The organism is Caballeronia sp. AZ7_KS35 (genome assembly GCF_023631045.1).
Lineage (GTDB): Bacteria > Pseudomonadota > Gammaproteobacteria > Burkholderiales > Burkholderiaceae > Caballeronia > Caballeronia zhejiangensis.
The window spans coordinates 124,165-142,432 of record NZ_JALQDV010000027.1 but is presented as its reverse complement, the minus strand read 5'-3'; the positions used below and the strand labels follow the sequence as shown (position 1 = coordinate 142,432).

Here is an 18,268-nt window from a genome sequence, read left to right as displayed (position 1 = left end):
CTCAATCCGTCATCAGTCCAGAAAGTCGCAATTCGCCTCGACGAACGCCGCCAGATCGAGCGAATGCTGCTTCACGAGCCGCTCGACCAGCTCCGTGTCGCGCTTCTCCAGCGCCTCGATGATCCGCATGTGATCGACGATCGAGCGCGACGCCCGATCGCTCTGCGAGATCGTCATCTTACGGATCGCGCGGACGTGCACGAAGATGTTCTTGATCGTGTCGAAGATGATTTCCGACTTCGACAGCCGCACGATCGCCGAATGGAACGCGATATTCGCTTCCGAATACTCGTCGATATGCTCGGCGGGCGTCGAGTCGCGGAAATTGTCGAACATGTGGCGCAGATGGGCGATTTCCTCGTCCGTCGCGCGCTGCGTCGCGAGGCGCGCCGCCATGCTTTCCAGCGCCGCCCACATGTGAATCATCTCGACGATCTCGCGCTTGGTCTTGCGCAAGATATAGACGCCGCGGCGCGGCACCGTGCGCAGAAAACCTTCCTGCTCGAGCAGCGTCATGGCCTCGCGAATCGGCGTGCGGGACACGCCGAGCGCTTCGGTCAGTTCTTTCTCGTCGAGACGGATTTCTTCCCGCGAACGATAGATGTCCGCCTCGGCGATCGCCTGCCGCAGCTTCGCGTACGCCTGATCGCGCAGCGAAACCGTGGCATTGATCGGCTCCAGCGAAAGCGTCAGCCCGGGCGGACGTACATCGGGGCGAACTTCCGGACTATCTACGGATTGAGTATCAGATGGCATTGATGGCTTGATTTCCCAAGTGCGGACGGCGAGCGTCGACACGCTTGCCCGAACCGCCGTTCTGGTCATCCGCCGCGAGACCGGCGAAGCGACCGTGATCCTGTGCGCGCTGCAGCATGCTTTGCGGCACGGCCGACGCAATCATAAACGTAACACCTACACCAACGGCAACCAGCGCGAATCCGACAACAACCAGCAGGGCGATGCTCATTTCAGGCTCCAGTTGAATCACTCAAGAGCCCTCAGTATATGCTGCATCGCAACAGCACGCAAGTATTTTGAATCTTGTATATCAGAAACAACGCTGGTCCCTTCGTCTGCAGTTTAGGCGGCTTTTTGAGATTGCGGGAGCGGCAGCGGCTTCGCCGTGCCCTGATTCACGCCTTCGCGCAGCTTGATCAATGCGAGAACGGCATCGAGCATCGGCGTTTCGACGTGCACGAGGCGGCCGATTTCCTGCACGACGGTCATCAGCGGATCGATTTCCATCGGGCGTCCGGCCTCGCAGTCCATCAGCATCGACGTCTTGTGCGCGCCGACCGCGCCCGCGCCGTTGATGCGCCGCTCAACGTCGACGCGGAAATTCACGCCGATCCTGTCGCCGATCGCCTTCGCCTCCAGCATCATCGCCTTCGAGAGCGCGCGCGTGCCGGGATCGCTCGTGAGCACGTCGAGCGTCGCGCCGGTCAACGCGCTGATCGGGTTGAAGCACAGATTGCCCCAGAGCTTCAGCCAGATTTCATCGCGGATGTTGTCGCGCATCGGCGCTTCCATATCCGCCTTCGCCATCATGTCGTGCAGCGCCTGCAGACGCGGCGTGATTTCGCCGCTCGGCTCGCCGATGGGAAATTTCTTGCCGTAGTGATGTTCGATGACGCCCGGCTCCGCGATTTCCGCCGCCGGCAGCAGCACGCAGCCGATCGCGCGTTCCGGACCGAACACGTCCCACTGGCGGCCGCCAGGATCGACGCTCTGCAGTTTCGTGCCTTCGAGCTCGCCGCCGTGTTTGTAGAAATACCAGTAAGGCAGACCGTTGACGGCCGTGACGATCGCGGTTTCCGGGCCGAGCAGCGGCGGAATCAGATCGACGACGCCCGGAATCGAATGCGCCTTCAGCGCGACGATCACGTAATCCTGCGGGCCGAGTTCGGCGGCATTGTTCGTGCAGCGCACCTTGACGGTGTGCTCCTCGCCATCGATCCGGAGCTTGACGCCGTTCGCCTGCATCGCCGCGAGATGCGGCCCGCGCGCGACGAAACTGACGTCCGCACCCGCTCGCGCCAGTTGCGCGCCCATATAGCCGCCGATCGCTCCGGCGCCGTACACGCAGATCTTCATGGTTCGTCTCCTGAGGGTTGTAGCTTTATATCTCTCTGATATACAAGATACTACATTCCGAGTGCAGACAGGACAAGGAATCGTGCGCTCGCAGACGAGCGAAAACCCGCATGCGCGAGATGCGCGGCGGGCTTCCTTCAGCGGCAAGAAGTCGGTCAGACCTCGACGGCCTGACCCGAGATGAAAGTATGCGACGAGGATGCGACGATGTGTGACCAGACGTTCGCCGCGCTCGAGCGCAGCGCGCGGCTCTTGCGCCGTACGAGCATGATCGTGCGCGACGTGTCCGGCACGAGCGGGATGATGCGCGTCTGTGCGCAGTCGATGGCAGCGCGCGCGTGCATCGGCAGGATACCGACGCCGAGGCCGGCTTCCGCCATGCGCGCAACCGCGGCAGCTTGCGTGAATTTCTGGCGCACCGCGCCCGCGACGCCGTGCAGCGCGAGCGCAGCCTCGATGGCGCCCAGGCTGCCGGTGTCATCGTCGAGCAGGAGAAGCGGCGTGCCGCGCAACTGCTGCCAGTCGATGCCCGCCGCCGCGCTCAGTCGATGCGACGCGCTGACGACGGCAGCAAGTCCATCGGCGAAAAGAGGCTCGGCGGCGAGTTCGTCGAGATTGTCGGGCGCGATCGCGACGCCCAGTTCCGCCTCGCCCGAACGCACGAGTTGCAGCACGGCGTTTTGCGGCCGATCCATCACGATGATCGTGACTTCAGGCAGACATTCGCGACACGATGCGAGCATCGCGGGCAAAACGCTCGCCGTGAGAGCGCAACTGCTCGCGAGATTGACGACGCCCGGCTCGCCGCCCTCTTGCGCGCGCGGCCGCAGAGTCGCTTCCAGTTCCTCGACGAGCGGCGCAATGCGGGCGAGCAGCTTGCGTCCGGTTTCGGTGAGCGCGACCTGACGCGTCGTGCGATCGAAGAGCCGCAGCGCGATTTCATCTTCGAGTTCGCGAATGCTGCGGCTCACCGCCGATTGGGTGATGCCGAGATCGTCGCCCGCGCGCGTGAAGCTGCGATGCCGCGCGAGGGTGACGAAAAGCCTCAGTTGATGCAGCGATACGCTCAACGTCGGCGTGCCCTGTTTCATTGAATCGAGCCGGTCCGTAACGACGCGTTGATCGACGATTCGGCCGACGACTCTTCCGTGAGCGTGTTTTCGATCCAGCGCTTTCGCATCGGCGCGAGAACGAATTTCGCGCACAGTCCCGCCGCGATCGACGTCACCGCCGCCGTGATGAACACCGCGTTCCACGATCCGATCGACGCGAGCACCGAAGCCAGCGGCACCAGCATCGACGCCGTGCCTTTCGCGGTGTAGAGCGTGCCCGCGTTGGCGGCGGCGTACTTGCTGCCGAAGGTGTCCGCGCAGGTCGCCGGGAAGATCGAGAAGATTTCGCCCCAGCAGAGGAACGTCATCGCCGCGAACAGCATGAAGAGATACGGATTGTGGCCGAACTCCATCAGCCCGAGCAGCGCGACGCCTTCACCGAGAAAGATGATGAACATCGTGTTTTCGCGGCCGATCTTGTCCGAGATGAAGCCGCACAGCGGACGCGTGAAGCCGTTGCACAGATTGTCGATGGACAGCGTCATCGCGAGCAGCGGCAGCGTTACGCCGAGCAGATTCACCGGCATCTTGGCGAAGCCGTATTCCTTCGCGATCGGCCCGAACTGCGCGGTCGCGATCACGCCGCCCGCCGCGACGAACACGAACATCAGATACAGCACCCAGAAGAGCGGCGAGCGCACCATCTGTCCTGTCGTGTAGTCGATCTTCGTCGACACGATGCGCTTGGCCGGCACGATGCCTTTCGGCGGATTCGGCCGCACGAGCATCAGCGCGAGCACGAAGATGCACGCGCCCTGCAGGATGCCGAAGAACATGAACGCGTGCTCGTAGCCTGAGCTCTGGATCATGTTCGAGATCGGAATCACCGTGACAGCCGCGCCCGCGCCGAAGCCAGCAGCGGTCAGGCCCGCCGCGAGACCGCGCTTGTCCGGGAACCACTTGAGCGCCGTGCCGACGCAGGTGCCATACACGCAACCGGCGCCGATACCTGCGACCACGGCGGCGATGTACAGATGCGTGAGCGTGGTGGCGTGGGCGTCGATCATCCAGCCGATGGCGGCGCAAAGTGCGCCGCCCATCACGACCGGGCGCGGTCCGAATTTATCGACGAGCCAGCCCTCGACGGGCACGAGCCACGTTTCAGTGACGATGAAGATGGTGAAGGCGGTTTGAATCGCCGCTTGACCCCAATGGTGCTTCGCATCCATCGGAACGACGAAAAGAGTCCATGCGTACTGGAGGTTGGCGACCAGCCCCATGCATACGATGCCGACTGCGAGCTGGATCCATCTGTTGTGGTGACGCCCGTGCGATTGCCCGGACACAACCGTGTCTGCGCTTGCCATGTCTGTCTCCGTTATCTGTCTTAGCGCTCGTACGGCGCTTGATGTGCTGCGAGAAGCCGGCGCGGTGCGTCGGCGGCGAGCGGTCGGTCAGGGGAAATGCTCGGTCCAGGCGGCATGGGCGTGAGGCCGCCGGTCACGGGTATTGCGCATGTCGCGCGTTTTGAGGTGGGCGATCGATTCGCACATCCGGCAAACATCCGCTTCAGGCGATCGAAGAATCATTTCAAAGCGATTCCCAATAAAGTCCGGATGGGTTATGCAGCGTTTGCGGGCTTCCATGCTGCGGGTGTGCTCATGTTGCTTTGCGGCAAACTGGCCGATGCCTGGGGTCTGGCGTGGCCCTTCGTTCTTGGCGCACCCGTCCGCCTTACAACTTTCGCGGACGTGAAAGCATCGTGGGGGAGAAAAACGATTAAGGAAAGTTAGAAAAAATTATTGTATAAATTAGTGATCGTTAATGGATGAGGGATTGCTGTGCTGCGCAACGCCACCCTGCGTCAACTCAAGATCTTCGAGACCGTCGCCCGTCGACTGAGTTTCTCGCGCGCCGCTGAAGAGCTCTACCTTACGCAGCCGGCTGTTTCGACGCAGGTGAAGCAACTGGAGGAGCACGCCGGGCTGCCGCTGTTCGAGCAGCTCGGCAAGAAAATCTATCTGACGCCGGCCGGAAATGAAATGCTTCACTACAGCCGCGCGATTCTGGAGCAATTCCGCGAAGCCGACGATGCGATGGCCCGACTCAAAGGCATCGCGGGCGGCACGCTCAACGTCGCGGTGATCAGCGCCGGCGATTACTTTTTCCCCCGCTTGCTCGCCGCGTTCACGCAGCGCAATACCGATGTCCGGCTCAATCTCGCGGTACACAATCGCGAGGAATTGCTGCATCAGCTGTCCGACAATCTCACCGATCTCGCCGTGATGGTCCGCCCCCCGCGCGATATGGACACGGTGAACGTCTCATTCGCGCCCCATCCGTACGTGATCGTCGCGCCGCCGGATCATCCGCTCGTCGGACGGAGGAACTTGCCGCTCGAAGCGCTCGCCGACGAACCGTTCATCGTGCGCGAGCGTGGCTCCGACACCTGGAATTCGATGGAAGAAGGATTCGGCGGACGGCTGCCGAACCTTAACGTCGCGATGGAAATCACCAGCACGGAGACGATCAAGCAGGCGGTGATCGCCGGCATGGGCCTGAGCTTCTTGTCCGCGCACACGATCAGCATGGAATTGCAGGTCGGAAAGCTGGCGGTGCTCGATATCGAGGGCTTTCCCGTGATGCTCAACTGGTTCGTCGTGCATCGGAACAACAAGCGGCTACCGCCGGTAGCGCTTGCGTTCAAGCAGTTTCTGATCGAAGAAGGCGCAGCGCAGATCGAAGCGATCACGCAAATCGTCGCGAAGACGGGCAAACCGAACGCATAATTTTTTCTGAATAGATAAGCGAAAAAACTTTAACTATCGTATATGGATTGACTTTTCTATCCTGCATTCAAGCCCCACGGCCATACAGGAGACGATCATGATCCATGCAACGCACGACGATGACCGCGAACTTCAGGCGCAAGTCTGCGCGTTCAACACGGCTTTCGAAGAACTCGACCTGATGTTCCGCTGGGATGTGCAGACGTATCGCGCGCTGGCATCGGCGGATAGCGATTACGGGAAGATCGCACAGTACATCGCAACCCATTCTCCGCATTTGCTGACGGCCTACAGCGCCGAGTTTCTTTGCCAGGCGATCGTCGAGCGCAAGAATTCGACAATCGAAGCCTGCCGGCAAAACACGGTCCAATATGAAGACAGCACGCAGCGGGCGCGGCTCTGGCGGGCGCGCAACGAGGAAACGGCGCGCGTCTGACGGGTCTTTCCGATCCAAACGGGCGGTTCGATGAGTCGGACCGCCCGTTTCCCTTTCGCCGCGGTTGGCCGCGGCGTTCATTCCGTCAAGGCGTCAGCGCCACCCAGACCGCCTTCGGCTCGGTGAAATTCTCGATGGCGACGTCGCCATGTTCGCGGCCGAAGCCCGAGTCGCCGCCGCCGCCCCACGGCAGGCGCACGTCCGTGAAACCGTAGGTATTGACCCAGACCGTGCCCGCTTTCAATTCCGCGGCCATGCGATGCACGCGGCCGATATCCGCGCTCCAGACGCCCGCTGCGAGACTGTACGCGGTGCCGTTGGCGATGCGCAGCGCGTCGGCTTCGTCGTCGAAGGGGATCACGCTCGCGACCGGCCCGAAAATCTCTTCCTGCGAGATGCGCATCTCGTGCTCGACGTTGGCGAACACCGTCGGCTCCACGAAATAGCCGCGTTCGCCCGCGCGCTTGCCGCCTGTCACGAGCGAGGCGCCCTCGCCCGTGCCGATGTCCACGTAGTCGAGCACGCTCTTCATCTGCTTGGCGGAAATGAGCGGGCCCATGTTGGTTTCGCGTTTGGACGGATCGCCGAGCTTGATCGTCTGCGCGCGCTGGGCGAGGCGCTCGACGACTTCGTCGTAGACGGCGCGCTGCGCGAGAATGCGCGAGCCCGCCGAGCAGACTTGCCCCGCGTTGAAGAAGATGCCCGATGCGGCCGCGCGCACGGCGCCGTCGATGTTCGCATCGGCGAAGATCACGTTGGCGGACTTGCCGCCTAGTTCGAGCGTGACGCGCTTGAAGTTGCCCGCCGCGCCCTGCAGAATGCCGCGCCCGACGGACGGCGAGCCGGTGAACGTCACCTTGTCGACGCCCGGATGCGCGACGAGGGAATCGCCGACGACCGAGCCCTTGCCGGTCACGATGTTGAGCACGCCCGGCGGCACGCCGGCTTCCAGCGCGAGCCGCCCGACCATCAGCGCCGAAAGCGGCGTGATTTCGGCCGGCTTGACGATCAGCGTGCAGCCGCACGCGAGCGCGGGCGCGATCTTCCACATGCCGATCATCAGCGGGAAATTCCACGGCACGATCGCCGCGACGACGCCGATCGGCTCGCGCACGGTGTAGGTCAGCGCGTCGGGGCGTGCGGGCACGACCTGGCCGTTGATCTTGTCGCACCAGCCGGCATAGTAGGCGAGCGTATCGATGGCGGCGGGCACGTCCTGGCGTTGTACACCGGAGATCGGCTTGCCGGCATCGAGACTTTCGAGCGCCGCGAGTTCTTCCTGATTTTCGCGCAGGAGATCGGCAAGCTTCATCAGGATTCGGCCGCGTTCGGCGGCGCGGATCGCATTCCACGGCTTGAGCGCGGCGCGCGCCGCCTGCACCGCGCGGTCGACATCGGCGGATGTGCCTTGCGCGACGTGGGCGATCGGATTCTCGTTCGAAGGATCGAGGTTCGTCGAGTAGTCGCCTCCGCTCGGCGGGACGAACTCGCCATTGATCAGCAATTCATAGCGCTTCAAATCCGCGGTGCTTTCCATGTCTCGCTCCAGTGCTTTTTCGGATCACTTCATGTTGAGGGAGAAGAACCATCTATGAAAGCAAAACATTTTTATTGTTTATATAGGGCGGAATGTATGAGCGGATATAGCGCAGGCCGCGGAATCGACTCTTGTCCCAAATTTCTCTGATTCGTCCGATAGGCCGAGATCCGGCGCGCTCCTACCATCTCAAAACTCGCACTGATTGCAGGGAGATAAGGGTGGTGTCAGTCATCTCGCGCTCGAAAAACGATCTTTACATCGTGATGCGGCGAGGCGCGCTGCGCGCCATCGTTGGTACTGCCTGCTCGGTGGCGGTGCTGGCGCTGGCAGGCGGTCTCGCGCTGGGCCAGTATGACGTTCAGATGCGGCGTGCGCAGGAGCCCGCCGCCGTCCGATACGCCCGAGCCCCTTACAACGCCGATGAGCTCGCGCGTCTGAAGGCGTCGAACGCCGCGCTCGATGCGCGCGTGGAGCGGCTCGCTGCGCAGTTGGACACGCTCAGTGGGTTCGATCAACGCTTGCGCGCAAAACCGCCGCGCGCCACGGCGACCAGCGCAGTGGCCTCGGTGCGCGCGGCCTCCAGCGACGCAGCGGGCGGCCCAGAGCTTCCGCCCCGCCCTTGCCAGGCCGCCGACGCGCGGCCGGAGCCGCGAAACCGAAGCAACGAACTCGACTGCCTGGCGACGACGCTTGACGCGCTCGAACAAGACGCGGCGCAGCACGAGGCGGCGTGGGAAGCCTTTCCGGGGCGTCGTCCGCTCGCGTTCGGACGAACGAGTTCATCGTTCGGAAACCGTCTGGATCCGTTCAATCGTCACCTGAGTTTCCACCCGGGCGTGGATCTGGTCGCCCCGACAGGTACGCCGATTCTCGCGGCCGCCGGCGGCCGCGTGATCCACGCCGGACCGATGCCGGGCTATGGCAATACGGTCGAGATCGATCACGGCAACGGCTTTATCACGCGATACGCTCACGCTTCGAAGATCGAAGTGCGCGTCGGACAGCAGGTCGAGCCGCGCGAGACTATCGCCGAGGTGGGCTCGACGGGTCGATCCACGGGACCGCATCTGCATTTCGAGGTGCGTGTGGGCGGGAAGCCGGTCGACCCGGAAGGATATCTCGCGCTGTTTGCGGGCGACTCGCATGCGTGAGACGAGGTAAGAATTGGTCCGCCGGGTGGACCATTCCGACACGTTCAATTCGAAAGCAACCCGCCGGCGCTCGTCGAGAGCGAACTTGCGCTCGCCTTGGCGCTTGTGAGCGCGTCGGTCGCCGTGTTGACGCTCTGCGCCGCCGCTTTGCTCGCGGCGGCGGCTCCCGAGACACTCGACGCCGCCGACGCGGCAGCCGCCCCGGCGTTCGATACGGACTGCTGCGGCGCATCGCGTTTCACGGCTTTCGGATCCGCACCTTCGAGCACGAGCAGATTGCTCTGCACACTGATTCTCACCGGATCGGTGTCCTTCCACTGCTTCTTCGGAATCAACAGCTTCCACACGCCGTTGCTGCTCGGCGAGCGGAAGAACGCCACTACGCCAACGTGCTCGGCGTCCTTCTGCATCGGTGGCAACGCTCGCGCTCGCGCCCGGGCGCAGCACGACGTCCTTGGTGGCGACGAGATCCGTCTTGAGCAGTTCGAGATCGGCGTTCTGCAACTGGACGTATTCGAGTTGCGCGAAGGTCTTCGAATCCTTGAGTTGATAGAACCGCACCACCGTCGAAAGCGGCTGCCCAGTCGCGTTTTCGTTCAACGCGGCGCGACCGTTCAGTTCGACGTTCATCGACTTGACTTGCGTGGTGAAGAGCCACTCGGCTGCGCTTACCGTGCTGTCCTTCGTGGCCTGCCATGCGCCGCAGCCGGCGAGCGTAAGCGCGCCGATGAAAAAGAGCGCCGAGTTCACGCTTCGGGTCGCGCGGGCGACGAGGCCATCGCCGCGTAATTCGTTCAATCTGTTGTGCCGCATTGCTGGTTATTGTCGATTTCGATTCGGTTTGATGTTTGAAGCCATCGGTCTTTTGTCGCGACCGCCCTTTAGCTACGATGGCGACGACAGACGCTGCCGCACGTCATTTCTTGCCCGCCTTCGCCTTGCTTTCCATATCGAGCTTGCTGTCCGCCAGCGTCAGCTTTACCGGCGCGTCGTCAGGGAGCTTCCTGGCCGCGATGACCTGCTTCCAGCCGCCCGCCTGATCGGCGTTCCGATAGAACGCGGCAATTGCGATGAACGCGGTCTCCTTTTGCATCGGCTGCGACACGCTCGCCGATGCGCCGGGATTGACCACGGCAGACACGCTCGCTTGCAGATCGCGCCCAAGCACGGTGCGGTCGTGGTGGAGAAGCTCGTTGAACGACGCGCTGTCGAAGCGCGCGCGATCCTTCAACTGATAGACGCGCACCGCCACCGGATGCGGATGGCCCGAAGCGTCCGGATTCAGGTCGGCACGGGCGCGCATGTCGACGTCGACCGCTTTCACGCGCCAGTCGGTCATCGCTTGATAAGCGCTCGTGGCTCCGTCGGAGGTCGCCTGCCAGAGGCCGCAGCCTGACAGCCCGAGAATGAGCAACACCGCGCAGGCCATTTGATTCGGTTTCGACATCATTCGGCCTCTCATGCGGCACGCGGTTCGAGGTACGGGTTCGGCTGCGGTGCCGGAAACGCTTCGCAGACGCCCAACTCGACCGTGATCTCGCGTTCCTGCCGAACGGGCAGCACCACCGTCCAGCCCAGACGCGGCGATACGGGCGCACGCGCTTTGCCCACCATTGGCTCGGGCGTGAATCGCGAGGACATCTGCATGCGCAGATGCACGTCCGCCTTCGTGCCGATATAGAGCCGCGCCAGCGCCATCAAATCGCGATGGAGCCACGCACCAGGCAACAAGTCGTGCGCCTGTTGCGCGTTCGTCGGACGCAGCGTCACGCGCACCGCGCGACTGCGGTAATGCACGCGCTTGCCGAGCACGTAAGCGCCACCTCCGTGCCGTGAATCAACGGCAAGTGATGACCGTAGTCCGCCCCCGCATAAGGCTTGGCCATACGAATAGGACGGCTCGCGCCCCCCGGACTCCACTCGTCCAGATCGAACGGCATCTTGACGACATACCGTCCCTTTTCATCGAGATAGCCATAGTGATAGTTGCCGGGAGAATCCACCCTGGCCGGCCAGATGCCTTCGGCCTTGGGACGCTCGATCACGTCGATGCTCGTGCGCCACTTGCGATCCGCCGGGATCGCCCGAAAAGTGTTCCAGTACGACACCCCCCGGCCGCCGCCGCAACGCATCGACGTAACGAGCAGGCCGTTGGGCGCATCCTTGGGATTCACGTCCAGCCGGATCACCTCGCCCACTTCGAGCGAGAACGGATTGCCCCGAGCGCGATAGCTGATCTGGGTGGCGATGTGCGCTTCATGGCGCAGACGCGCGATCTGGCGACCTTCCTCCAGCGTTTCGTAATGCTCGCCCCACGTCCCATCGACGCCATCGGTGGTCTTGTCCGCGCGCGCGGTGTTCTCCTCGACCAACAGATTGACGTCCGCCTGACGATGGTTGTAGTCGTTCAGTTGCACCGCCTCGGGCACGCGCTGCGTGATCGTCCTGAGCGAACGGATCGATTCGGCGCCCACGCTTTCCAGCCCCGAGTGGCTGCGATACGGAACCACCCGCTGCTTGCGGGCATACGCATCCAGATCATCCCCGAAGATGATGACCGTCCGATCGCTCTTCTGCTCGAAGCGAAACCAGATGCCCGCTTCGGCGCAGAGGCGCTGAATGAACGCGAACGTGGTCTCGTAGAACTGAGTCTCGTATTCGAGCCGCTTATACGTGCCGCGCAGACTCTTGAAATCGAAATCGACACCGAGGCGATAATCGTAGTGGCGCAGCGTATCGGTGATGATCTCGACGACCGATTGCTTCTGAAACAATCGGCATGTGCGGCCTCTCGCCAATTCCGCGATCTTCGGCACGAGGGTGACGCGATACCGGGTTTCATCGGCCGATGTGCCGAGCGTCTCAAACCTGTCAATGACGCCATGCGTGACGCTAGGCTCCGGCGCCTTGCTGAAGTCCTTCCATCGTTCACCGAACATCTGCCGCAGATAAGCTTCTTGAGGATCGATGGGGGCGATGGTCAACACCGCAGACCGCCCAACGACCTGATCCATCGGAATATCGGCGACAGGGCTCGTAAATTCGATATTGAACTTGTAGAGCGCGCTAATTTGCGCCTCGCCATTGAAGCTCAATACTGAGATGGGCGCGGGGTGGGGCTTCAACTGGAGGCCGTAGGCCTGACTTGGCAATACCATTGACATGCGAAAGCACTCTCCCTGATAAGCGCCACCTTCGACGACAACTTAGGTAGACGTTTTAACGTCCCGAGGATTGCATCGCGCAATCGCTTGGCATTCCGAATCGGGACAATTTAGCAGGGGATTGTGACCTAATATTCCGTCGCTCGGAGCGACGTCATTGTCATTTAGGAATGGTCCGAAGACGCTTGCGGCACTGATCGGAGGTGGGGCCGCTCGACATGGAAACTGCACCCAGCCTTTAGCATGTCCAGGTTGAAGCAGCGATCGCAGCGATCGCAGTGACGCGCACCCAAACTGCAATTCTGCACGTTGCTCGTGCTCGCAGAGGCGGTGCGGAGCGGGAGGTCATGACACAACTGGTTGCGCGCATCGGGCTCGACCGCCCGAGCTTCGGTCAAACGATGATCGTTAACGTCCGCTGATGGGCAATCGTCGCGCGTATCGAATATTTGAGAAAACTAAGCCCGATTCTGCATCAACAGCAGCGTCTCCCCGTCCTGCACGACGTTCCCCAGTTGATTCAGCACGCGCAGCTTCAGCGTCGCGATTCCTCGGTCGATGCGCTTCGTCACCCGCTTACCGACGACTTCGATTTCGACCTGAATGCGATCGCCGATATGAAGCGGCGCCCGAAACGACCAGTTCCATCCCAACGTCGCCAGCGCGCTCATGCGCACCGGCGAGCGCGTCTTCAGACCATCGGTGAGCGCGAGGCCGAGCAGTCCGTGCGCGATCCGGCCGGAAAATCCCGCCTGCTGCGCGGCCACATCGTCGAGATGAATGTCGTACATATCGCCCGATACACCCGCGTAATTGACGATATGCGCTTCCGTCAACGTCATGCCCGACGTGACGAAATGATCGCCTATCTCGAGGTCGTTCAGGTCATACATGCCCGGCGCGAGCAAACGCCCGCGCTGTACGGCGGCTTCTTCGTTCTGTAATTGGGTCATGTCTTCCATCTGTCCTTGTAATGTGCCTTCAAGAAAGTCGGCGTTCAAAGTCCGAGCGTCTGCATGACGAGCCGCATTCGCTGAACCGCGAGATCGGGATTGCGCAGCAGGCCGGCCTTATCGGCGAGACGGAACACGTCCGCGAGATAAACCGGCGGACGTGCGCCGTGGTGACCGCCGAGCATGAAGAAATGCGGCTGAAATCCGTTCAGGTAGGCGAGAAAGACGACGCCCGTTTTGTAGTACTGCGTCGGCATGCGAAAGATGTGGCGCGAGAGCGCCACCGTCGGCGCGAAAAACCGCTCGTATCGCGCGAGATCGCCTGCAGCGAGCGCCGCGAGCGCCTGCGATGCAGCCGGCGCGATCGCATCGAAGATGCCGAGCAACGCGTGCGAGTAACCTTCTTCATCGCCCTTGATGAGCGACGGATAGTTGAAATCGTCGCCCGTATACATCCTGACGCCTTCGGGCAGGCGTCGCCGGAAGGCAATCTCGCGGGCATCGTCGAGCAGGGAAATCTTGATGCCGTCGATCTTGCCAGCGTTCTCCGCGATGACCGTCAGGCACGCGTCGGCTGCTTCGTCGAGATTGTCGCTGCCCCAGTATCCCTTCAACTCCGGATCGAACATGTCGCCGAGCCAGTGAAGGATCACGGGCTCGTCGCACATCGCGAGCACTTCGCCATACACACGCAGATAGTCATCGCGACTTCGCGCCACGCGGGTGAGCGCGCGGCTTGCCATCAGGATCACCCGGCTGCCCGTGCGCTGAATCGCTTCGAGCTGCGTCGCATAGGCGCGGATGACGTCATCGCACGACGTGGCCGACTGCGCGGGAAGATGATCCGTGCCGCATCCCGACGCGATCCGCGCACCGGCCATGTCGCGCGTTTCCTGCATCGTCCGCTCGATGAGCTCGAGCGCCGTGTCCCATGTGAGGCCCATGCCGCGCTGCGCGGTGTCCATCGCCTCCGCGATGCCGAGCCCCTGGCCGATCAGATATCGCCGATATTCGATCGTGCGCGCCCAGTCGAGTGCGGCGGGCTGATTCAGTTCGCCGCTGCGAAGCGGATCGGCCACGACGTGCGCGGCGGAATAGGCGATGCGGTTGAATGTCGATCCCGCCGGCGCGCCGCCGATCGGATCGCCTTTGAGCGTGTAGTTTTCGAACTCGCCGGAAGCGGTCGGAAGAACGATATGCATGGTAGTCAGGTCCGGATAGGCGCGTCGAAAAGGATAGGGAACGCTGCGGGCATGTCGATGCCGAAAAACGTCGCGAACGCCGCGAGCTGCCCTTCGATCATCGGCCGTCCGTTGGTCGCGCGACAGCCGCACTGCCGCGCATGTTTCAGCAGCGGCGTTTCGGCGGGCGTCATGATGATGTCGACGACCTGCATCGCTTCGGAAAATGCGCCAAAGGAAGCCGGCATGCCATCGCCCGGCTTCATGCCGACCGGCGAACAGTTGATGAGCAGATCCATGCCCGCGACATTCGCCGGATCGACATCGACGCGAGCCTCGCAATCCGGATAGAAGCGGTTCAGTCGCGCCGACAACTGCTCGGACAGCTCGCGCTGCGGATCGCTCAGCGCGATGCTCGCCGCGCCCGCCTCGGCCAGCGCGTGCGCGACCGCGGCGCCCGCACCGCCCGCGCCGAGCTGCTTCACGCGCTGGCCGCGAATCTCGAAGCCGAGACGCGTCAGTCCCTGCACGAGGCCTGTGCCGTCGAACATATCGCCGTACCAGGTGCCATCCGGCTGTTGCCGCATCACGTTGATCGCGCCGACGCGCCGCGCCGTGTCCGACATGTCGTCGACCATCGCCATCGCGCGCACCTTGTGCGGCACGGTGACGACGAGGCCATCGAGATTGCCGAGCGCCTGAAGTCCGGCTACGGCCGGCTCGAACACGTTCACGGGCACATCGAACGGCAGGCATGTCGCATTGATGCCGCTTGCGTCGAAGAGCGCGTTCATCAGTTGCGGTGTCTTCACCTGCGTCACCGGACTGCCGACGATGCCGAAGAGGCGCGTCGATCCATCGATTCGAAGAGCTTGCAACTCGCGCTTCACCGCTCGCCCCCCGCTAACGCAGCAAGCCGCGGATGACACGGCCAGCCTTGCGACGCCATCACGGCATCGAGGCCCATCGGTTCGGGACGGAAGAGTCGCTCGTCCATCAGCTTGAGATCGGGCGAGATGACGGGGCGAAACGCCATGTGCGCGAGCACGTCGCGCTCGAGATCGATGCCCGGCGCGATCTCGATCAGTTCGAGCGCGCCATCGATGGCGCGGAACACCGCGCGCTCGGTGACGAAGAGTGTCGTCTGCTTGCGCTCCTGCGCGAAAGGTCCGCTGTACGACACCTGCTGCAGCTTCGACACGAACTTGCGATGCGCGCCTTCCTTCAGGATCTGCAGCTTGCCGCCTTCGCAGGACACTTGCAGGTTGCCCGCCGTGAACGTGCCGCCGAAGACCATCTTGCGCGCGTTCTGGCTGATGTTGATGAACCCGCCCACGCCGATCAGCTTGTTCGCGAAGCGGCTGATATTGACGCTGCCCTGCGCGTCGATCTCGACCGCCGAGAGAAACGCGATATCGATGCCGCCGCCATCGTAGAAATCGAATTGATACGGCATGTCGACGATCGCGCTGTAGTTGCGCGCGGCGCCGGCATCGAGTCCCGCCGCGGGCGCGCCGCCGATCAGCCCTTGCTCGTTCGTCAGCACGATGTGATGCAGCACGTCCTCTTCCGCCGCGACGAGCCCGATGCCCGTGCACACGCCCGAGCCGACGTTGCACACCGCGCCCATGCTCAGTTCCATCGCGAGACGCCGCGCGATGATCTTGCGTTCGTCGAGCGGAAGGCGCGGAAAACCGCCGAGCGGAATACGCATTTCGCCGGTAAACGACGGATCGTAAGCCGTCTGATACGTCACCGGCTGATCCTCCTGAACGACGACCGCGTCGACGAGCATGCCCGGAATCTTCACCGTCTTCGCGGGCAAGGTGCCGCGCTTCGCAAGCCGCTTCACCTGCACGATCACGACACCGCCGTTGCGCTTCGTCGCCTGCGCCATCGAGAGCATGTCCGCGAAAACGGCTTCATGCTCCATCGATATGTTGCCGTCTTCGTCCGCCGTCGTGCCGCGCAGAAAAGCGACATCGACTTCGAACGGCTTGTAGAACAGCCACTCGCGGCCGTCGAGCTCGATCAGGCTGACGAGTTCGTCATCGCTCGGCGCGCCCTGAAGCCCACCGCCATTGCGCGGATCGACGAAGGTATGCAGCCCGACATGACTGACGAGCCCCGGCCGCCCCGCCGCCATCTCGCGCGTGAGCTGCGAGAGCGCGCCCTGCGGCAGTGTCCACGCTTCGACTTCATTGTTCAGCGCCATCTGCGCGAGCGCCGGCGAATCGACCAGCGTGCCGCATACGACACGCTTGAGCAGCCCCGTATGCGCGAGCCGCGATGCGCCGCGTTCGCCGCGATCGCCGAGGCCGACCGGATGAAACGACGTGATCCGGCGCGGCTCGCCCTGCGCGAGAAAGCGCCGCTCGAGCGCCTCGATCAGCGCTTCCGGCACGGCGTGCCCGCTTCCCGATCCGCCGATCATCAAGGTATCGCCATCCTTCAGCAGGGATGCAGCCTGGTCGGCGGTCAAAATTTGCATGTCATCTACTCCGGTATTGTCTGTGTTTGCGTCGATGCCCGCATCGGCGTCAGATTGCCGAATGCGATTCCTGGAACACGGGCTGATCGTCCCGATGACGCGAGAGGCGTTTGCCGAACAGCGCCGCGATCAGCGTGAGCAGGCAGAAGACGGCGAGGAACACCATCACGTAAGTCGGCTTGCCGCCCGCGTATGCGACGAGCGCGGTCGCGATGAACGGCGTCGGCCCGCCTATCAGCGCGCCGGAAAACTCGCGGCACATCGCGATGCCGGAGAAGCGGTACTGCGTCGGAAACAGATTCGACAGGAACGCGCCCTGTGCGCCGCAGGTGCAGCCCCAGCTGATTCCATAGACCGCGCTCATCGCGATCGTGGCGAGCACGATGTCCTTCGAATCGATGGCGCGGAAGAGCGGCCACACGAGCGCGAGCGCGATCATCGCGCCGGCGGCGAACACGTTGCCGCTGCCGTATTTGTCCGCGAGCATGCCGCCGACGGGCGCGCAGAAAAGCGAGAAGCCCAGCGCGATGATCAGTACGACGAGGCTGTCAGCCTTCGCCATGCCGACCGTGTTGGTCATGTAGCTCAGCGCAAAGGTATTGAGCACATAGCTGAGCGCCTGATGGCCGCCCATCGCGAAGAAGCCGCACAGCAACTCGCGACGGCTGTTGCGAAACAGGTCCGCGACGGGCACTTTCTCGGCCTTGGCCTTCGCGCTCGCCTTCTCCATCGCGGCGACGTATTCGGGCGTTTCATCGAGCTTCGAGCGGATGTAGATCGCGACGCCGAACAACCCGAGCGACAGGATGAACGGCACGCGCCACGCCCACGTGAACAGGATGTCTTCCGGCACGTACGAGATCATCAGGAACGTCGCGATCGCGATCATCACGCCGAAGTTGGTGGCCGCGTTCGGAATCGACGTAAAGAACGCGCGCCGGCTCGGCGGCGTGTATTCGGCGATCAGCGTGATTGCGCCGGCGAGTTCCGCGCCGGCGCCGAAGCCCTGCATCATGCGCAGCAGCACGAGCAGGATCGGCGCGATCACGCCTGCCTGCTGCCACGTCGGCAATATGCCGAGGCCGACGGTCGCCGCGCCCATGATCGTCACGCAGAACACGAGCGCGGGTTTGCGGCCGTATTTGTCGCCGATATGCGAAATGACGATGCCGCCAACCGGCCGGATGATGAAGCCGACCGCGAAGGTCGCGAACGCCGCGAGCGTGCCCGCAAGCGACGACAACTGCGGAAAGAACAGCTTGTTGATGATGAGGCCCGATGCCGCTGCGTAGAGCCCATAGTCGTACCATTCGATGATGGTGCCGAGCGTCGACGCGAACACGGCGCGTCGGATGTTCCTGCGGTCTGCGTTCTGCGCATGTGCGACGTGCATGGCGCTGTCTCCTGCTTCTCTTTG

Annotated in this window: 18 protein-coding genes and 2 pseudogenes; 4 read left to right on the top strand and 16 right to left on the bottom strand. The window is 62.9% G+C overall.

Going from position 1 to position 18,268, the window contains the following annotated elements; all coding sequences use genetic code 11:
* Positions 1 to 12: 12 nt before the first annotated feature.
* The 5 genes from NCT05_RS16755 to oxlT form a co-directional block, all read right to left on the bottom strand.
* On the bottom strand, positions 13 to 756 hold the full coding sequence (locus NCT05_RS16755) for a GntR family transcriptional regulator (RefSeq protein WP_008353900.1): 744 nt from the start codon (positions 754 to 756) through the stop codon (positions 13 to 15).
* Positions 746 to 967, bottom strand: a complete 222-nt coding sequence (locus NCT05_RS16750) for a hypothetical protein (RefSeq protein ID WP_051079075.1) — start codon at positions 965 to 967, stop codon at positions 746 to 748. Before NCT05_RS16750 ends, NCT05_RS16755 begins: the two co-directional genes overlap by 11 nt.
* A 113-nt stretch (positions 968 to 1,080) precedes the next feature.
* On the bottom strand, positions 1,081 to 2,094 hold the full coding sequence (locus NCT05_RS16745; RefSeq protein WP_008353901.1) for a 2-dehydropantoate 2-reductase: 1,014 nt from the start codon (positions 2,092 to 2,094) through the stop codon (positions 1,081 to 1,083).
* A 155-nt stretch (positions 2,095 to 2,249) separates the two neighbouring features.
* On the bottom strand, positions 2,250 to 3,185 hold the full coding sequence (locus NCT05_RS16740) for a LysR family transcriptional regulator (RefSeq protein WP_250502748.1): 936 nt from the start codon (positions 3,183 to 3,185) through the stop codon (positions 2,250 to 2,252).
* Positions 3,182 to 4,513, bottom strand: a complete 1,332-nt coding sequence (oxlT, locus tag NCT05_RS16735) for an oxalate/formate MFS antiporter (protein ID WP_008353903.1) — start codon at positions 4,511 to 4,513, stop codon at positions 3,182 to 3,184. The genes NCT05_RS16740 and oxlT overlap by 4 nt, the downstream gene beginning before the upstream one ends.
* 96 nt (positions 4,514 to 4,609) lie before the next feature.
* On the opposite strand from oxlT, the gene NCT05_RS16730 reads away from it, so the two are divergent.
* The 3 genes from NCT05_RS16730 to NCT05_RS16720 all read left to right on the top strand — a co-directional run bounded on the left by NCT05_RS16730 (position 4,610) and on the right by NCT05_RS16720 (position 6,371).
* A complete protein-coding gene (locus tag NCT05_RS16730; RefSeq protein WP_250440432.1) occupies positions 4,610 to 4,939 on the top strand; it encodes a hypothetical protein in 330 nt (109 codons plus the stop codon).
* A 51-nt stretch (positions 4,940 to 4,990) separates the two neighbouring features.
* Entirely contained in the window at positions 4,991 to 5,935 is a 945-nt protein-coding gene (locus tag NCT05_RS16725) for a LysR family transcriptional regulator (protein ID WP_033536098.1), read from the top strand.
* Between the two features lie 97 nt (positions 5,936 to 6,032).
* Entirely contained in the window at positions 6,033 to 6,371 is a 339-nt protein-coding gene (locus tag NCT05_RS16720) for a hypothetical protein (protein WP_008353905.1), read from the top strand.
* Between the two features lie 85 nt (positions 6,372 to 6,456).
* Here NCT05_RS16720 and NCT05_RS16715 read toward each other — a convergent pair whose 3' ends face one another.
* Positions 6,457 to 7,908, bottom strand: coding sequence for an aldehyde dehydrogenase family protein (locus NCT05_RS16715; RefSeq protein ID WP_008353906.1), 1,452 nt, complete (start codon positions 7,906 to 7,908; stop codon positions 6,457 to 6,459).
* 266 nt (positions 7,909 to 8,174) lie between these two features.
* On the opposite strand from NCT05_RS16715, the gene NCT05_RS16710 reads away from it, so the two are divergent.
* Positions 8,175 to 9,062, top strand: coding sequence for a M23 family metallopeptidase (locus NCT05_RS16710; RefSeq protein WP_250502747.1), 888 nt, complete (start codon positions 8,175 to 8,177; stop codon positions 9,060 to 9,062).
* A 44-nt stretch (positions 9,063 to 9,106) separates the two neighbouring features.
* Here the strand turns inward: NCT05_RS16710 and NCT05_RS37240 are convergent, their stop codons facing one another.
* The 10 genes and pseudogenes from NCT05_RS37240 to NCT05_RS16665 all read right to left on the bottom strand — a co-directional run bounded on the left by NCT05_RS37240 (position 9,107) and on the right by NCT05_RS16665 (position 18,244).
* On the bottom strand, positions 9,107 to 9,361 hold the full coding sequence (locus NCT05_RS37240; RefSeq protein WP_502801796.1) for a hypothetical protein: 255 nt from the start codon (positions 9,359 to 9,361) through the stop codon (positions 9,107 to 9,109).
* Between the two features lie 166 nt (positions 9,362 to 9,527).
* A pseudogene (gene tssJ, locus NCT05_RS37235) lies at positions 9,528 to 9,875 on the bottom strand (type VI secretion system lipoprotein TssJ); the annotation flags it as partial.
* A 103-nt stretch (positions 9,876 to 9,978) separates the two neighbouring features.
* Positions 9,979 to 10,512 carry a type VI secretion system lipoprotein TssJ gene (gene tssJ, locus NCT05_RS16700; protein ID WP_250440429.1) on the bottom strand — a complete coding sequence of 178 codons (534 nt, stop codon included), beginning with the start codon at positions 10,510 to 10,512 and terminating at the stop codon, positions 9,979 to 9,981.
* 8 nt (positions 10,513 to 10,520) lie between these two features.
* The gene (locus NCT05_RS16695; RefSeq protein WP_502801795.1) at positions 10,521 to 10,874 is read right to left on the bottom strand and encodes a type VI secretion system baseplate subunit TssG; all 354 of its coding nucleotides are present in this window, start codon (positions 10,872 to 10,874) and stop codon (positions 10,521 to 10,523) included.
* Between the two features lie 2 nt (positions 10,875 to 10,876).
* Positions 10,877 to 12,226 (bottom strand): annotated as a pseudogene (locus tag NCT05_RS16690) (type VI secretion system Vgr family protein); the annotation flags it as partial.
* Positions 12,227 to 12,684: 458 nt separating this feature from the next.
* On the bottom strand, positions 12,685 to 13,179 hold the full coding sequence (locus tag NCT05_RS16685) for a MaoC/PaaZ C-terminal domain-containing protein (RefSeq protein WP_235366203.1): 495 nt from the start codon (positions 13,177 to 13,179) through the stop codon (positions 12,685 to 12,687).
* A gap of 44 nt (positions 13,180 to 13,223) precedes the next feature.
* Positions 13,224 to 14,381 (bottom strand): dihydrodipicolinate synthase family protein, encoded by a 1,158-nt coding sequence (locus tag NCT05_RS16680; RefSeq protein ID WP_250502746.1) that lies wholly within the window; start codon positions 14,379 to 14,381, stop codon positions 13,224 to 13,226.
* 5 nt (positions 14,382 to 14,386) lie between these two features.
* Complete coding sequence (locus tag NCT05_RS16675) at positions 14,387 to 15,238, bottom strand: shikimate dehydrogenase family protein (RefSeq protein WP_250502745.1); 852 nt, start codon at positions 15,236 to 15,238, stop codon at positions 14,387 to 14,389.
* Positions 15,239 to 15,246: 8 nt separating this feature from the next.
* Positions 15,247 to 16,851, bottom strand: a complete 1,605-nt coding sequence (locus tag NCT05_RS16670) for an acyl CoA:acetate/3-ketoacid CoA transferase (protein ID WP_250502744.1) — start codon at positions 16,849 to 16,851, stop codon at positions 15,247 to 15,249.
* Positions 16,852 to 16,900: 49 nt separating this feature from the next.
* On the bottom strand, positions 16,901 to 18,244 hold the full coding sequence (locus tag NCT05_RS16665) for an MFS transporter (protein ID WP_250502743.1): 1,344 nt from the start codon (positions 18,242 to 18,244) through the stop codon (positions 16,901 to 16,903).
* Positions 18,245 to 18,268 lie beyond the last annotated feature (24 nt).

What these genes read in the sequence shown, in the direction of transcription:
- NCT05_RS16755 (WP_008353900.1), bottom strand. Translation starts at nt 756, where the DNA reads ATGCCATCTGATACTCAATCCGTAGATAGTCCGGAAGTTCGCCCCGAT.
- NCT05_RS16750 (WP_051079075.1), bottom strand. Translation starts at nt 967, where the DNA reads ATGAGCATCGCCCTGCTGGTTGTTGTCGGATTCGCGCTGGTTGCCGTT.
- NCT05_RS16745 (WP_008353901.1), bottom strand. Translation starts at nt 2,094, where the DNA reads ATGAAGATCTGCGTGTACGGCGCCGGAGCGATCGGCGGCTATATGGGC.
- NCT05_RS16740 (WP_250502748.1), bottom strand. Translation starts at nt 3,185, where the DNA reads ATGAAACAGGGCACGCCGACGTTGAGCGTATCGCTGCATCAACTGAGG.
- oxlT (WP_008353903.1), bottom strand. Translation starts at nt 4,513, where the DNA reads ATGGCAAGCGCAGACACGGTTGTGTCCGGGCAATCGCACGGGCGTCAC.
- NCT05_RS16730 (WP_250440432.1), top strand. Translation starts at nt 4,610, where the DNA reads ATGCTCGGTCCAGGCGGCATGGGCGTGAGGCCGCCGGTCACGGGTATT.
- NCT05_RS16720 (WP_008353905.1), top strand. Translation starts at nt 6,033, where the DNA reads ATGATCCATGCAACGCACGACGATGACCGCGAACTTCAGGCGCAAGTC.
- NCT05_RS16715 (WP_008353906.1), bottom strand. Translation starts at nt 7,908, where the DNA reads ATGGAAAGCACCGCGGATTTGAAGCGCTATGAATTGCTGATCAATGGC.
- NCT05_RS16710 (WP_250502747.1), top strand. Translation starts at nt 8,175, where the DNA reads ATGCGGCGAGGCGCGCTGCGCGCCATCGTTGGTACTGCCTGCTCGGTG.
- tssJ (WP_250440429.1), bottom strand. Translation starts at nt 10,512, where the DNA reads ATGATGTCGAAACCGAATCAAATGGCCTGCGCGGTGTTGCTCATTCTC.
- NCT05_RS16685 (WP_235366203.1), bottom strand. Translation starts at nt 13,179, where the DNA reads ATGACCCAATTACAGAACGAAGAAGCCGCCGTACAGCGCGGGCGTTTG.
- NCT05_RS16680 (WP_250502746.1), bottom strand. Translation starts at nt 14,381, where the DNA reads ATGCATATCGTTCTTCCGACCGCTTCCGGCGAGTTCGAAAACTACACG.
- NCT05_RS16670 (WP_250502744.1), bottom strand. Translation starts at nt 16,851, where the DNA reads ATGCAAATTTTGACCGCCGACCAGGCTGCATCCCTGCTGAAGGATGGC.
- NCT05_RS16665 (WP_250502743.1), bottom strand. Translation starts at nt 18,244, where the DNA reads ATGCACGTCGCACATGCGCAGAACGCAGACCGCAGGAACATCCGACGC.